The sequence below is a fragment of the Duganella sacchari genome, assembly GCF_900143065.1.
Taxonomy (GTDB): Bacteria; Pseudomonadota; Gammaproteobacteria; order Burkholderiales; family Burkholderiaceae_D; genus Rugamonas; species Rugamonas sacchari.
In genome coordinates, this window is record NZ_FRCX01000006.1 from 249,950 (window position 1) to 263,255 (window position 13,306).

At 60.1% G+C, this 13,306-nt stretch carries 17 protein-coding genes; 11 read left to right on the top strand and 6 right to left on the bottom strand.

Annotated features, from left to right (window positions below; all coding sequences use genetic code 11):
* Positions 1–136 precede the first annotated feature (136 nt).
* The 7 genes from recA to BUA36_RS15130 all read left to right on the top strand — a co-directional run bounded on the left by recA (position 137) and on the right by BUA36_RS15130 (position 5,474).
* Positions 137–1,225 carry a recombinase RecA gene (gene recA / locus BUA36_RS15105; protein ID WP_072785925.1) on the top strand — a complete coding sequence of 363 codons (1,089 nt, stop codon included), beginning with the start codon at positions 137–139 and terminating at the stop codon, positions 1,223–1,225.
* A gap of 9 nt (positions 1,226–1,234) precedes the next feature.
* On the top strand, positions 1,235–1,687 hold the full coding sequence (gene recX / locus BUA36_RS15110; RefSeq protein ID WP_072785927.1) for a recombination regulator RecX: 453 nt from the start codon (positions 1,235–1,237) through the stop codon (positions 1,685–1,687).
* A 154-nt stretch (positions 1,688–1,841) separates the two neighbouring features.
* On the top strand, positions 1,842–2,051 hold the full coding sequence (locus BUA36_RS30325; RefSeq protein WP_139260579.1) for a hypothetical protein: 210 nt from the start codon (positions 1,842–1,844) through the stop codon (positions 2,049–2,051).
* 63 nt (positions 2,052–2,114) lie between these two features.
* Entirely contained in the window at positions 2,115–3,281 is a 1,167-nt protein-coding gene (gene sucC / locus BUA36_RS15115) for an ADP-forming succinate--CoA ligase subunit beta (protein WP_072785929.1), read from the top strand.
* A 13-nt stretch (positions 3,282–3,294) separates the two neighbouring features.
* Positions 3,295–4,176, top strand: coding sequence for a succinate--CoA ligase subunit alpha (gene sucD / locus BUA36_RS15120; protein WP_072785932.1), 882 nt, complete (start codon positions 3,295–3,297; stop codon positions 4,174–4,176).
* 71 nt (positions 4,177–4,247) lie between these two features.
* Positions 4,248–4,826 (top strand): FHA domain-containing protein, encoded by a 579-nt coding sequence (locus BUA36_RS15125; protein ID WP_072785933.1) that lies wholly within the window; start codon positions 4,248–4,250, stop codon positions 4,824–4,826.
* A 171-nt stretch (positions 4,827–4,997) separates the two neighbouring features.
* Positions 4,998–5,474, top strand: coding sequence for a pilin (locus tag BUA36_RS15130; protein ID WP_072785934.1), 477 nt, complete (start codon positions 4,998–5,000; stop codon positions 5,472–5,474).
* A 51-nt stretch (positions 5,475–5,525) separates the two neighbouring features.
* Here BUA36_RS15130 and BUA36_RS15135 read toward each other — a convergent pair whose 3' ends face one another.
* Both BUA36_RS15135 and moaC read right to left on the bottom strand, forming a co-directional pair.
* Positions 5,526–6,236, bottom strand: a complete 711-nt coding sequence (locus BUA36_RS15135; RefSeq protein ID WP_072785935.1) for a flagellar brake protein — start codon at positions 6,234–6,236, stop codon at positions 5,526–5,528.
* A gap of 120 nt (positions 6,237–6,356) precedes the next feature.
* A complete protein-coding gene (gene moaC, locus BUA36_RS15140) occupies positions 6,357–6,842 on the bottom strand; it encodes a cyclic pyranopterin monophosphate synthase MoaC (RefSeq protein ID WP_072785936.1) in 486 nt (161 codons plus the stop codon).
* 136 nt (positions 6,843–6,978) lie between these two features.
* Here moaC and BUA36_RS15145 point away from each other — a divergent pair, with 136 nt between their 5' ends.
* Positions 6,979–8,655: a beta-barrel assembly-enhancing protease gene (locus BUA36_RS15145; protein WP_503826097.1), complete on the top strand. Its 1,677-nt coding sequence runs from the start codon at positions 6,979–6,981 to the stop codon at positions 8,653–8,655.
* On the opposite strand, the gene BUA36_RS15150 is transcribed toward BUA36_RS15145, so the two are convergent.
* The 4 genes from BUA36_RS15150 to BUA36_RS15165 are packed head-to-tail and all read right to left on the bottom strand — an operon-like array spanning position 8,627 to position 10,798.
* Positions 8,627–9,214, bottom strand: a complete 588-nt coding sequence (locus BUA36_RS15150; RefSeq protein ID WP_072785937.1) for a DUF2946 family protein — start codon at positions 9,212–9,214, stop codon at positions 8,627–8,629. The genes BUA36_RS15145 and BUA36_RS15150 overlap by 29 nt on opposite strands.
* Complete coding sequence (locus BUA36_RS15155; RefSeq protein ID WP_072785938.1) at positions 9,207–10,157, bottom strand: YheT family hydrolase; 951 nt, start codon at positions 10,155–10,157, stop codon at positions 9,207–9,209. The genes BUA36_RS15150 and BUA36_RS15155 overlap by 8 nt, the downstream gene beginning before the upstream one ends.
* An 8-nt stretch (positions 10,158–10,165) precedes the next feature.
* A complete protein-coding gene (locus BUA36_RS15160) occupies positions 10,166–10,588 on the bottom strand; it encodes a YybH family protein (protein ID WP_072785939.1) in 423 nt (140 codons plus the stop codon).
* An 18-nt stretch (positions 10,589–10,606) separates the two neighbouring features.
* Complete coding sequence (locus BUA36_RS15165) at positions 10,607–10,798, bottom strand: zinc-finger domain-containing protein (protein WP_072785940.1); 192 nt, start codon at positions 10,796–10,798, stop codon at positions 10,607–10,609.
* Positions 10,799–10,933: 135 nt separating this feature from the next.
* On the opposite strand from BUA36_RS15165, the gene BUA36_RS15170 reads away from it, so the two are divergent.
* The 3 genes from BUA36_RS15170 to BUA36_RS15180 all read left to right on the top strand — a co-directional run bounded on the left by BUA36_RS15170 (position 10,934) and on the right by BUA36_RS15180 (position 13,287).
* On the top strand, positions 10,934–11,680 hold the full coding sequence (locus BUA36_RS15170) for an AzlC family ABC transporter permease (protein ID WP_072785942.1): 747 nt from the start codon (positions 10,934–10,936) through the stop codon (positions 11,678–11,680).
* A complete protein-coding gene (locus BUA36_RS15175; protein ID WP_072785944.1) occupies positions 11,673–12,005 on the top strand; it encodes an AzlD domain-containing protein in 333 nt (110 codons plus the stop codon). Before BUA36_RS15170 ends, BUA36_RS15175 begins: the two co-directional genes overlap by 8 nt.
* A 67-nt stretch (positions 12,006–12,072) precedes the next feature.
* A complete protein-coding gene (locus tag BUA36_RS15180) occupies positions 12,073–13,287 on the top strand; it encodes a phosphoglycerate kinase (RefSeq protein ID WP_072785946.1) in 1,215 nt (404 codons plus the stop codon).
* The last annotated feature ends 19 nt before the right edge of the window (positions 13,288–13,306 follow it).

Below are 13,306 nucleotides of genomic sequence, written 5' to 3' on the forward strand. Positions count from 1 at the left end.
TCCAGCTGCACAAGACCCTATTTTGGCGAGTTTTTGTGCAATCTCAAAGAAATACCCAAAATCCCGCTTGCATTAAGCACTGTTTTTTTATACAGTGCTACCTGTATTGAACAACCCCACTGGCTGAAAGCACATTATGGACGAGAAAAAAGGCGTAGTACCTGCATCTGAAAAAGCCAAGGCGCTGGCAGCGGCGCTGGCCCAGATCGAGAAGCAGTTCGGCAAAGGCTCCGTCATGCGTATGGACGCCAGTGCTCCTATCGAAGAAGTACAAGTGGTCTCGACCGGCTCGCTGGGCCTGGACGTGGCGCTGGGCGTCGGCGGCCTGCCGCGCGGCCGTGTGGTGGAAATCTACGGCCCGGAATCGTCGGGTAAAACCACGCTGACCCTGCAAACCATCGCCGAGATGCAGAAACTGGGCGGCACCTGCGCCTTCATCGACGCTGAACACGCGCTGGACGTGGGTTATGCACAGAAGCTGGGCGTGAACCTGCACGAGCTGCTGATCTCGCAGCCGGACACCGGCGAACAGGCGCTGGAAATCTGCGATGCCCTGGTACGTTCGGGCTCGGTTGACCTGGTGGTGGTCGACTCGGTGGCGGCACTGACCCCACGCGCCGAGATTGAAGGCGACATGGGTGATTCGCTGCCAGGCCTGCAAGCGCGTCTGATGTCGCAAGCGCTGCGCAAGCTGACCGGCTCGATCAACCGCACCAACACGCTGGTCATCTTCATCAACCAGATCCGTATGAAGATCGGTGTGATGTTCGGCTCGCCAGAAACCACCACCGGTGGTAACGCGCTGAAGTTCTACGCCTCCGTGCGTCTGGACATCCGCCGCACCGGCTCGATCAAATCGGGCGACGAAGTGATCGGTAACGAAACCAAGGTCAAGGTCGTCAAGAACAAGATTGCGCCACCGTTCAAGGAAGCGCACTTCGACATCCTGTACGGCGCCGGCACCTCGCGTGAAGGCGAGATCCTGGACCTGGGCGTGGAAGCCAAGATCGTTGAGAAGTCGGGCTCGTGGTACAGCTATAACGGCGAGCGCGTCGGCCAGGGCAAGGACAATGCCCGCGCCTTCCTGCAAGAGCGTCCGGAACTGGCATGGGAAATTGAAAACAAGGTGCGTGAATCGCTGGGCGTACGCGCGCTGCCACCCCTGGCCACCGACAACACCGTGGTCAAGCTGAAGCCGGCCAAGCCTGAAGCCGACGCTGCTTAATATCGCATCATGGCTGCGCCACAACTGAGCTTGAAAGCGCGTGCTCTGCGCTTTCTTTCCCTGCGTGAGCACAGCCGGCTGGAGCTGGCCCGCAAGCTGGCCCGCCATGCCGAGGAGGGCGACGATGTCGAAGCCCTTCTCGATTTTCTGGAAAAGAATAACTGGCTGTCGCAGGAACGCTTTTCCGAATCGCTGATCCATCGCCGTGCTTCCCGCTACGGCAACAGCCGCATCGTCGCCGAGCTGCAAAGCCATGGCGTCAACGGTGAGGCCCTGCAAGAACTCAAATCCACTCTGGCTGACACCGAACTGGCACGCGCGCAGGAGATCTGGCAGCGCAAGTTTGGCGTGGTCGCCACCGATCCCCTGGTCCGCAATAAACACATCCGCTTCCTGCTGCAGCGCGGCTTTTCGCAGCGTGTGGTGCAAAAGGTCATCAAAGGCGCTGACCTCGACGAGTAATTTCCCTTCGGTCCGTGGTGTGCTACACTTTGCGGGTTTTTGCAGCACCGCGGGTGCGGTGGTTGTCCGTAGAAGCTGCGGCAACGTGCGTTTTTAATAAGAGAAATGCGCCAGGCTGCTAACTAATTTATGCCGCGAGAGCGGTATCAATCTTATGTCCTTGTTAACTCCAATTACCCAACCTGCGCTGAGTACGCGCGCGCGTGCTTTCCTGAGCAAGGATGGCGTGCGGGATATTGGCGGCACCCCTCTGCAGCAAACACCGTTTCGCATCACCAGATTCCATGTCCTGCACCGCATTGCCGGCGCAGTGGCACTGTTTTACCCGCGCTGGGTGGACAAAGCAGCACCGGGTAGCGCGTAGCAATCATCTGCTTAACAATCAATCAACCGATTTTTACACATCAGCATCAGAAGGGAAGCCAGCATGAAAATCCATGAGTATCAAGGCAAAGAAATCCTCCGAAAATACGGAGTGACGGTACCGCGCGGCATTCCGTGCCTGACCGTTGAAGAAGCAGTTAAAGCTGCTGAAACCTTGGGCGGCCCGGTCTGGGTTGTGAAAGCACAGATCCACGCCGGTGGCCGTGGTAAAGGCGGCGGCGTTAAAGTTGCCAAGTCGCTGGAACAAGTCAAAGAATACGCTGACCAAATCATGGGCATGCAGCTGATCACCCATCAGACTGGTCCTGAAGGTCAAAAAGTACGCCGCCTGCTGATCGAAGAAGGCGCGGACATCAAACAAGAACTGTACGTATCGCTGGTTACCGACCGCGTGACCCAGCGCGTTGTGCTGATGGCCTCGTCGGAAGGCGGCATGGACATCGAAGAGGTTGCTGAGTCCCACCCAGAAAAAATCCACTCGATCGCTATCGATCCAGCCGTTGGCCTGACCGACGCTGAAGCTGCTGGCATCGCCGCAAAAATCGGCGTACCAGAAGGTTCGATCGCTGACGCCGTGACCAACCTGCAAGGCCTGTACAAAGCCTACTGGGAAACCGATTCGTCGCTGGCCGAAATCAACCCGCTGATCGTGACCGGTTCGGGCAAGATCATTGCACTGGACGCCAAGTTCAACTTCGACGCCAACGCACTGTTCCGTCAACCAGAAATCGTCGCTTACCGCGATCTGGACGAAGAAGATCCAGCTGAAGTCGAAGCCTCGAAATTCGACCTGGCCTACATCTCCCTGGACGGCAACATCGGCTGCCTGGTGAACGGCGCCGGCCTGGCCATGGCCACCATGGACACCATCAAACTGTTCGGCGGCGAGCCAGCCAACTTCCTGGACGTGGGCGGCGGCGCAACGGCTGAGAAAGTCACCGAAGCGTTCAAGATCATGTTGAAAAACCCAGGCCTGAAAGCCATCCTGGTCAACATCTTCGGCGGCATCATGCGCTGCGACGTGATCGCCGAAGGCGTGATCACCGCATCGAAAGCGGTTTCGCTGCAAGTACCGCTGGTGGTCCGCATGAAGGGCACCAACGAAGATCTGGGCAAGAAAATGCTGGCTGACTCCGGCCTGCCGATCATCGCCGCTGACACCATGGAAGATGCAGCTAAGAGCGTTGTTGCAGCCGCTGCTGGTAAATAATTAAGGAACCGATATGTCTATTCTGATCAACAAAGACACCAAAGTCATCACCCAGGGTATCACCGGCAAAACCGGTCAGTTCCACACCCGTATGTGCCGCGAATACGCGAACGGCAAAAACGCCTTCGTAGCAGGCGTGAATCCGAAGAAAGCCGGCGAAGACTTCGAAGGCATTCCAATTTTCGGTTCGGTCAAAGAAGCCGCGTCGAACACCGGCGCCACCGTGTCGGTGATCTACGTGCCGCCAGCAGGCGCCGCTGCCGCCATCTGGGAAGCCGTTGAAGCTGAACTGGAACTGGCCATTTGCATTACCGAAGGCATCCCAGTCCGCGACATGATGGCACTGAAGGATCGCATGGCCAAAGCCGGTTCGAAAACCCTGCTGCTGGGCCCTAACTGCCCAGGCCTGATCACCCCTGACGAAATCAAGATCGGCATCATGCCAGGTCACATCCACCGTAAGGGTCGTATCGGCGTGGTATCGCGTTCGGGCACCCTGACCTATGAAGCAGTGGGTCAGCTGACCGCACTGGGCCTGGGCCAATCGTCGGCAGTTGGTATCGGCGGCGACCCAATCAACGGTCTGAAGCACATCGACGTGATGCGCATGTTCAACGAAGATCCTGATACCGACGCGGTCATCATGATCGGCGAAATCGGCGGTCCGGACGAAGCCAATGCTGCACGTTGGGTCAAAGACAACATGAAGAAACCGGTGGTTGGCTTCATCGCCGGCGTTACCGCTCCTCCAGGCAAGCGCATGGGCCACGCCGGCGCGCTGATCTCGGGCGGCGCTGACACCGCGCAAGCCAAGCTGGACATCATGGAAGAGTGCGGCATCAAAGCCACCAAGAATCCATCGGAAATGGCACGTCTGCTGAAAGCCATGCTGTAATTAACAGCCGCTTGATTGTGGAATAATAAAGGGGAGCCTGCGGGCTCCCCTTTTATTTTCCGGAGATCAGATTGGCGAAGCTCATCATCTCGCGCAACGGGCAAGTCGAGCAGCAAATACAACTGAGCAAGGAACGGATGACGCTGGGCCGTCACCCGCGCAATGACATCGTCCTGGCCCATCCCGCCATCAGCGCCGCGCATGCAGCCATCACCACCATCCTAGACGATTCCTTCCTGGAAGACCTGCACAGCACCAACGGTACGTTTGTGAACGGCCACCGCATCGGCAAGCATTTCCTGCAACACCAGGATGTGATCAAGATGGCCAAGCTGGAATTGCAGTTTGTGGCCGATGGCATCCGGCCGCTGGCCGCCGCACAACCCGTGCTGGCGGAGATTTCTGTCTTAAACGGCAACAACGCGGGCAAGCATGTGGCGTTGACCAAACCGCAGACCACATTGGGCCGCGCCGGCGTGCAGGTGGTGGTGATCCAGCGCCATCCCGCGTTTTATACCATGACCCACACCGAAGGCGCGCTGGCGCCGCTGCTCAATGGCACGGCCTTGGATCTGCACACACCGGAGCGGCTCAGCGATGGCGATGTCATCGACCTCAGCGGCACCGAAATGGCCTTCCGCATCGCCTGACAAAAATTGTCAGCCCAGCCTGTGCTGACAAAATGCGGCGCTCCAGACTGACAAAAAACGGCACTTCACGGCATATTTTGCTGAAATTTTGAGCAAAAACCGGGTGGCACACCAATTGCACTAAGCAGGGTGTAGCACCCAACAATGTGTTTAACCGTGAGGAGTCGCAAAATGAAATCCATGAAAATGATGAAAAAGCAGGCGCAGGCCGGCTTTACCCTGATCGAGCTGATGATCGTTGTGGCGATTATCGGTATCCTGGCTGCGGTCGCGATTCCTGCCTACAGTGATTACACGGCCAAGGCCAAGGCCGCCAACGCGATGTCGGCCGTGGATTCGCTCAAAACCGCCGTGGCGCTGTGCGCCCAGGAAGCGGGCGGCGATGCCAGCGGCTGCTCGTCGGGTCAAAACGGCGTCCCTGCTGACAATACCTTTACGGCAACCAAGGAAGTCGCCAGCGCCACCACCGCCGCCAACGGCGTGATCACCGCCACCCTGGCCTCCGGTGTTGGTTCCGGCATGGACGGCAAAACCATCACCTTCGCGCCGAAAGTGGCCGCTGGCGCTTCGGCCATTACCTGGACCATCACGACCACGGTCACCAATACAGCGGCGGCGGCGGCCATCACCAAAAACAGCGTGCCTTGATAGCAGGCTGGCCTGAATGCAAAAGCCCGGCAACTGCCGGGCTTTTTTACGTTAAACGATCTTCTGGCGGTCCGCTATGAGGGCTTCGTAAGTCAGGTTTTGCAGCATGGTGTAATGCACCGGGTCGAGGTCAACGAACTGCAGGCCGTAGGTGAACACTTCCGGCTTGTCGCCCGACGCGGGCTTGACCACGTTGATATTGCGCACCGTCGCATTGGGATTGATGCGTACCTGGCGGTTGCCGGGCTGGGCGATCAGATAAAACGACAGGCCAACCTGGCCGTCGCCATCCGGCAGCTGCTTGGGCGATTCGATAAGCGCGCCGGACACGCTCAGGTTGACCAGGAACACCGAGGTCGCGCCGGCCGGGGTCGTAATCTGCGCCGGAATATCCACCTTGACCCGCATTGCCGCCCGCAGGCTGGTGCCCTGGATCGACACCGGGAAGCTCAGGTGCACATAAAACAGCGGACGCGGGAACACGCGTTGCACCACGCACGAGAACGAGCACACGTTCACGCCCGAGAACACGCGGATCGTGAGCTTGTCGCCTTCATTGAGGGAAATCGGCGCGCCATTTTCAAACGGCACTTTGACGATCATGTACTCATCCTTGACCCAGCCGATCAGGGTCGAGAAGTGCTGGATAGGTTTGATCGTCCGGTGAGTGATGAACTGTATCCTGCCGCCTACTTGCAGGTTCATTTGCTCGAACTCGTACTCCTGAGTCTTGGCTTCGCTTGGCGGAGGGTTGCTGCTCATGCAAACTCTTTCTTATGTGCGCAAAACGGCTACGGTGACAACACCGTCAAAAAATTGTTCCAGCGACACTAATTATATACCCGCCAAGTTTGGGTAACAATCAGACAATACAACACCTTGCTAGCTGGTTGCACTCCAGTCGCCCGACTTGCCGCCGTGCTTTTCGGTGACGCGGATGTTGGACATGACCATGCCGCGGTCGACGGCCTTGCACATGTCATACACCGTCAGCAGGCCGACTTGCACCGCAGTGAGTGCTTCCATTTCGACGCCGGTCTTGCCGTAGGTCTCGACCTGGGCCTTGCAGTGGACGCTGGCGTTGGCCTCGTCGGTTTCGAACTCCACCGCGACGCGCGTCAGGGCCAGGGGATGGCACAGGGGGATCAGGTCGCTGGTGCGCTTGGAGGCCATGATGGCAGCGATGCGGGCGATGCCGAGCACGTCACCTTTCTTGGCCGTGCCGCTCATGATGATGGCCAGCGTCTCCGGTTTCATGCGGATCGAGCCGGTGGCCAGGGCGATGCGGTGGGTCTCCGCCTTGGCGCCGACGTCGACCATGTGGGCTTGTCCGGTGGCGTCAAAGTGGGTCAGGTGTTCGGTGGTCATGATGGCAACGTAAAATGAGTCATAATCTGGTGCTAAGCTTTCGCACCCAAGTTGCGGGTATCATATCATCGTGAATGTAAAACGCTCCTCTTACTCTGGCCGCCTGCGCGCGGTTGCCGCCGCCCTGCTGGTCGCCATGCCGATGGCCATGGCGCAGACCGCGCTCGCGCCGGCCAAGATTCCGAATCTGCCTTCGCTGGGCGGTACCGAAAACCAGGATCTTTCCCCACTCATGGAACGCAAGCTGGGTGAGGAGATTATGCGCGATATCCGCCGCGACCGCGATTATCTTGATGATGGCCCCATCCTCGAATACATGAACAACTTCGGCAATACGCTGGTGGACGCCCGTCCCGGGGCGCGCGGCGAGGCCAAGTACGATTACTTTTTCTTTGTGGTGCGTGACCCGCAGCTGAATGCGTTTGCGCTGCCGGGTGGCTTTATCGCGGTGCACTCGGCGCTGCTGCTGGCGGCGCAGAACGAGTCCGAACTGGCTTCGGTGCTGGGCCACGAGATCGGCCACGTGGTGCAGCGGCACATCGCCCGGTCTATCGGCCAGCAGAAGCAGGATGCGCTGATCCCACTGGCGGCCATGATTCTGGCGGCGCTGGCTTCGCGCCAGGGCGGCGATGCGGCGATGGGCGTGTTCCTCGGCGGCCAGGGGATTGCGATTCAGCGACAACTCAATTTTGGCCGCGATGCGGAGCGCGAGGCAGACCGCATCGGGTTCCAGATCATGGGCGAAGCGGGGTTTGATACCTCGGGCATGGTGGCCTTCTTCCAGCAGATGCAGAATGCGACCAAGGCCTATAGCGACCTGGTGCCTTCGTGGTTGCTGACCCACCCGCTGACTTCCGAACGTATCGCCGACATCCAGGCGCGCATCCGCGAGCAGCCGTACAAGCAGCGGGTCGACAGCCTGGACTTTTATCTGGTGCGCTCGCGCGCCCGCGTGCTGCAAGACCAGAGTGCCAGTGGCTATAACGAGGCCAGGATGTTCTTCCAGTCGCAGATTCTGCAGGAGAGCTGGCAGCAGAAGGCGGCCGGCCAATATGGTCTGGCCTTCCTGAGCATGAAGCAGGGCGACACGGCCGCCGCGCAGAGCTGGCTGGACCAAGCCTACGCGACCGTGAATGCGCCGGCACCCAAGATCGGCCTGTCTTCCGCACCGCGTGGCCGGGCGGAGACTATCTTTGCCGCCACCTCGATCGAGATCAAGCTGGCGCAGCCGGACAACAAGGAAGTGTTGGCCAAGGCCGTCAAGGAAGCCGAGGCGGCGCATCTGAAATTCCCGCTGTCGCGCGGTATCGCACACCAGTACGGCGAGGCGATGCTGGCGGCAGGTCAGCTGGAGGAAGCCGCTGTCTACCTGCGTGACCAGGCGCAGCTGTATCGTGAAGACATTGAAGCCTACGATCTGCTGGCGCAGGTGTATGCCAAGCAGGGCAAGCTGGCCTTGCAGCACATCGCGCTGGCGGAGTCCTACGCGTTGCAGGGCGGTGTGCTGTCGGCGCTGGACCAGCTGAACTTGGCGCGCAAGGCGCCCGATGCGTCGTTCTACGATCAGTCGCTGATCGATGCGCGTGAACGCGAGTGGCAAGCGCGTCGCCGCGAAGAGATGGGCGACAAGGGCAAGAAGGATATGGCGGAAACGCGTCCAGCCTTTAAGGCCGAATTCAAGTCAGGGCCGGACAAGGACGCCAGCCCGTTTGACCGCTATAACAATATGTTCAACCAGTCCACCAATCCGTTTGATCGTCTGCGCAAGCAGAACGATAACGACCTCACATCGCCGAGGCTGATGGCTCGCTGACGAAACCGAAGCGCGCCGCCAGCCCATCGGCGGCGATGCGCTCTACCGGCACGCTTTGCAGCGTCAGCTCGCCTGCGCTGCGGCCTTCCATCCAGTCCAGCAGCACTTCATCCGCCACTGCGGCGCCGTTCATGTGCAACTGCGGCAGCACTTGCGCGAAGTCGCGGTCATCGAGTTGCGCGACTACCGCGCCGCTGCGCAGGATCAGCGCGCCGGTGTCGGTGAGGAACGCGGCATCAATGGCGTCCAGCGCGGCGCCGGTGTGCAGCATCCAGCCCGCAGCCGGATCGGTGCGGACGATGTACGGCGTTGCTTCCAGCTGTACGTACACGCGCTGCGGCCCGTTCTGGAAATACCAGCAGCCGCGCTCATCGACCGCATAGTTGCGCGTGATGAAGCCGACCAGCGCGGCGTTGCTCAGCTTGTCGCCAGGCAGATTGAAGTGCTGGGCGCGCTCATCGCGCATGCGCCAGTTGCCGCGCGCGTCGAGCGCCAGCCAGCCATAGCAGTGGGGCACGTTGGGCCACTTGGCCAACGCCTGTTTGACGATGTCATCCATGTTGTTCGAGGAAGTGAAGCAGCTTGGTCGGCAGCCAGTTGATGCGGCCCGGCAGTCCACCGACGGCAAAGCCGACATGGCCGCCGTGTTCAGGATAGTCCAATACCACGCGCGATGACGCACGCTGCGGCAGGTGACGGCCGGGCAGGAAAGGATCATTCTTTGCGTTCAGCACCAGCGTAGGAACGGTAATATCGTCGAGCACGTGTTTGGCGCTGGCGCGGTGCCAATAATCGTCCGTGTCGCGGTAACCGTGCAACGGCGCGGTGACCACGTTGTCAAATGCATACAGGTCGCGTGCCGCGTGCAAGGCATCCACATCGAACAGGCCGGGAAACTGTTGTAGTTTGGCTACGCACTTTGGTTTCAGGGTTTGCAGGAACATGCGCGTGTACAGCATGTTGAAACCGCTCGACAGCGAGGCGCCGCCTTGCGCCAGATCCAGTGGCGCCGAGACAGCGCATGCCGCATCCACAAAATCGGCCTGGTGCTGGGATTCACCGAGCCAGCGCAGCAGCGCGTTGCCGCCCAGCGAGACGCCGGTGGCGTAGAACTTGCCGCTGTCTCCCGCGCGGCGTTGGTGCAGGCGGCGGATGATCCAGTTGATTTCTGCGGCGTCGCCGGAATGGTAGAAACGTGGCGCGCGGTTGGCTTCGCCCGAGCAGCCGCGGAAATGCGGCACGGCGCCGGACCAGCCGCGTGCCTGGATGTCCGCCATCAGCGCGCGCGCGTAATGGCTGTCCGACGAGCCTTCCAGGCCATGGAACAGCACCACGAATGGCTGGCCTGGCTGGCCGTCGACAAAATCCACATCGATGAAGTCACCGTCGGGCGTATCCCAGCGTTCGCGCCGGAACGCCACCGGCGGCTTGCGGATCGCAATGGCCGGATAAATGGTTTGCAGGTGGCCGCTAGGCAGCCAGAACGGTGCGGTGTACTTCACGGCGACAACTAATGCAGGATTTGTGCGCGCGTATCGACCGGCGCCGCCCCCGGCGCAACGGACACATGGTGCAGCACGATGCGCCAGCCTTTTGGCGTTTTCGCGTACACATTGGTCGCCAGCAGATGCGCCGGATCGCTGGTTCCGGCAGTCGAGCCTTCCACCACGGTGTGGACCGAGCTCATCAGGGTATGGGTTTCGTGCAGCTGCGACGGCAGGATGTGCAGGCCGCCGTGTTCAAGGATGGCGGCCCAGGAGGCGCGGATCGCCGCGTGGCCGATCAGGCGTTGGCCGCCCGGATGCACGCAGACGATCTCATCGTCATCGGCCCACAGGGCCATCAGCGCTTCCAGGTCAGCGCGGTTCAGGGCGTCGTAGAAAGCCGCTTCGGTTTCAGCGGCGCTACCGTTGTGCTCTTTCTTGGCTGGCATGGTGGGCGCTGGTTGGGGTTAGTGGTGGCCGACAACCGTGCCTGGCTTCAGGCGGTAAGCGGTGCCGCAGTATGGGCACTTGGCTTCGCCGTGGATGAATTCCAGGAACACGCGCGGGTGCGACGACCACAGCGGCATGGCTGGGTTGGGGCAGTGCGCCGGCAGGTCTTTGCCATCGAGTTCAACAGCGGCGGTGTGTGGATTGGTCATTTCTTGTGGCTCCGGATGGCTGAGAGAAAACCACGATTTTAACGGATTCGCGCACTGAGCAAAAATCGTCGGTAAAATAGCGCCTCTACAACCCTGCCCCTGCCGCCCGTGTGGCAGGAATGCCACAAGCGATCCATGACTGAATCAAGCAGCACTGCCACCCTGGCCTGCGTCTCGGCACCTCACGAACCCTCCTGGCGCGAAGGCGTGAAAACCGGCATGCCGTCACTGTTTGGCATTGGCGCCTGGGGCCTGGTGGTGGGGATTGCGATGGTCAAGTCCGGGCTGGCGATCCCGCAGGCGCTGGGCATGACGCTGATGGTGTTTGCCGGTTCCGCCCAGCTGGCCGCCTTGCCCCTGATTGCCTCCAATGCTCCCGTTTGGGTCATCTTCCTGACCGCTTTGGTCGTCAACTTACGTTTTGTGATTTTCTCGGCGCTGCTGGCGCCGCACTTTTCCCACCTGCCATGGCGGCAGCGCCTGATGCTGGGCTACGTCGCCGGCGACATGACGGTCGCGCTGTTCCTGCAAAAATACCCGTCCGAAGCGCCACAGGTCGGCAAGTTGTCGTATTTGAAAGGCCTGCTATATCCAAACTGGATTTCGTGGCAGGTTGGCTCAATTGCCGGCATCTTCCTTGGCAGTACCGTGCCGGCCGAGTGGGGCCTGAGTTTTGCCGGCACGCTGGCGATCATTTGCGTGATGATCCCGCTGATGGTGGGCCGCCCCGCGCTGTGTGGCGTGCTGGTGGCGGGCGCCGTCTCGGTGCTGGCACATGACCTGCCGTACAAGCTGGGGCTGCTGGTTGCCGTCCTGGTCGGCATGCTGACCGCCATGGTCATTGAAGAAACCGCTGACAAATGGAGAAGCAAACGTGGCTGACTGGGAAATCTGGCTGGTGATTTTTGTGCTGGCGCTGGCCACGGCCTGCACCCGCAGCTCTTTCTGGCTGATCGGCCATCACATCACGATTCCCAAACGCGTGCAGGAAATGCTGCGTTTCGCGCCGGCCTGCGCCCTGGCCGCCATCGTGGCGCCTGATCTGATCCTGGCAGCCGACGGCCATGCCGTGCTGGATGCGGGCAACCTCAAACTCGTCTCTGGTATTGTTGCCACGATTTATTATTTGCTGCGTCGCAATATGCTGGAAACTATCGTCTTTGGCATGGCTTTCTTTACAGTATTACGTCTGTTTCCTGTAACTTAATAACAGAAAAATCACCTTCGGCTTGCGGTAAAATAGCGCTCTTCCAACAACTCGACCTTGGGTAGCCATGTCCGCTGTTCTGAACTTCATCCGTCTGCAAGACCTCATCGATCAAAATGCCCTGCAAGGCAAGCGCGTTTTCATCCGCGCCGACCTGAACGTTCCGCAGGATGATGCCGGCAATATCACCGAAGATACGCGCATCCGCGCTTCGGTGCCTGCCATTAAGGCAGCGGTGGCCGCTGGCGCCAAGGTCATGGTCACGTCCCACCTGGGCCGTCCGACTGAAGGCGAATTCAAGCCGGAAGACAGCCTGGCGCCCGTCGCCCAACGCCTGTCCGAGCTGCTGGGCCAAACGGTTGAACTGAAGCAGAACTGGGTCGATGGCGCCGGTCTGGAAGACCTGCAATCGGGCCAAGTGGTATTACTGGAAAATGTCCGCGTCAACAAAGGCGAAAAGAAGAACGCCGACGAACTGGCACAGAAAATGGCCAAACTGTGCGACATCTACATCAATGACGCCTTCGGTACCGCACACCGCGCCGAAGCCTCGACCCACGGTATCGCCAAGTTTGCCCCAGTGGCCGCTGCTGGCCCGCTGCTGGCCGCCGAGCTGGACGCGCTGGGCAAGGCGCTGGGCGCCCCAGCCCGTCCGCTGCTGGCCATCGTCGCCGGTTCGAAAGTTTCCTCCAAATTGTCGATCCTGAAAGCGCTGGCTGACAAGGTGGACAACCTGATCGTTGGTGGCGGCATTGCCAACACCTTCATGAAGGCCGTGGGCCTGAACATCGGCAAGTCGCTGGTGGAAAATGATCTGGTTGACGAAGCCAAAGCCATCATCGACATCATGGCCAAGCGCGGCGCGCAAGTGCCGATTCCGGTCGATGTGGTGTGCGCCAAGGAATTCTCGCCGACCGCCGTGGCCACCATCAAGGACGTGAAAGACGTGGCCGATGACGACATGATCCTGGACATCGGTCCTAAAACCGCCGCCCAGCTGGCTGAGCAGATCGGCGCCGCCGGCACCATCGTATGGAACGGCCCGGTCGGCGTGTTCGAATTCGACCAGTTCGGCGAAGGCACCAAAACGCTGGCGCTGGCAATCGCCCAGTCGAAAGCGTTCTCGATCGCTGGCGGTGGCGACACCCTGGCGGCAATCGCCAAGTACGACATTACCGATCAGGTAGGCTACATCTCCACCGGCGGCGGCGCTTTCCTGGAATTCCTGGAAGGCAAAACCCTGCCAGCCGTCGAGATCCTGACCCAGCGCGCAGCAAAATAAGGGGTAGTGAATAGCACGG

Coding starts and splice junctions, on each gene's coding strand:
- BUA36_RS15145 (WP_503826097.1), top strand. CDS start 6,979: ATGCCGATGGCCATGGCGCAGACCGCGCTCGCGCCGGCCAAGATTCCG.
- BUA36_RS15165 (WP_072785940.1), bottom strand. CDS start 10,798: ATGACCAATCCACACACCGCCGCTGTTGAACTCGATGGCAAAGACCTG.
- BUA36_RS15160 (WP_072785939.1), bottom strand. CDS start 10,588: ATGCCAGCCAAGAAAGAGCACAACGGTAGCGCCGCTGAAACCGAAGCG.
- BUA36_RS15130 (WP_072785934.1), top strand. CDS start 4,998: ATGAAATCCATGAAAATGATGAAAAAGCAGGCGCAGGCCGGCTTTACC.
- BUA36_RS15170 (WP_072785942.1), top strand. CDS start 10,934: ATGACTGAATCAAGCAGCACTGCCACCCTGGCCTGCGTCTCGGCACCT.
- sucD (WP_072785932.1), top strand. CDS start 3,295: ATGTCTATTCTGATCAACAAAGACACCAAAGTCATCACCCAGGGTATC.
- moaC (WP_072785936.1), bottom strand. CDS start 6,842: ATGACCACCGAACACCTGACCCACTTTGACGCCACCGGACAAGCCCAC.
- BUA36_RS30325 (WP_139260579.1), top strand. CDS start 1,842: ATGTCCTTGTTAACTCCAATTACCCAACCTGCGCTGAGTACGCGCGCG.
- recX (WP_072785927.1), top strand. CDS start 1,235: ATGGCTGCGCCACAACTGAGCTTGAAAGCGCGTGCTCTGCGCTTTCTT.
- BUA36_RS15150 (WP_072785937.1), bottom strand. CDS start 9,214: ATGGATGACATCGTCAAACAGGCGTTGGCCAAGTGGCCCAACGTGCCC.
- sucC (WP_072785929.1), top strand. CDS start 2,115: ATGAAAATCCATGAGTATCAAGGCAAAGAAATCCTCCGAAAATACGGA.
- recA (WP_072785925.1), top strand. CDS start 137: ATGGACGAGAAAAAAGGCGTAGTACCTGCATCTGAAAAAGCCAAGGCG.
- BUA36_RS15135 (WP_072785935.1), bottom strand. CDS start 6,236: ATGAGCAGCAACCCTCCGCCAAGCGAAGCCAAGACTCAGGAGTACGAG.
- BUA36_RS15180 (WP_072785946.1), top strand. CDS start 12,073: ATGTCCGCTGTTCTGAACTTCATCCGTCTGCAAGACCTCATCGATCAA.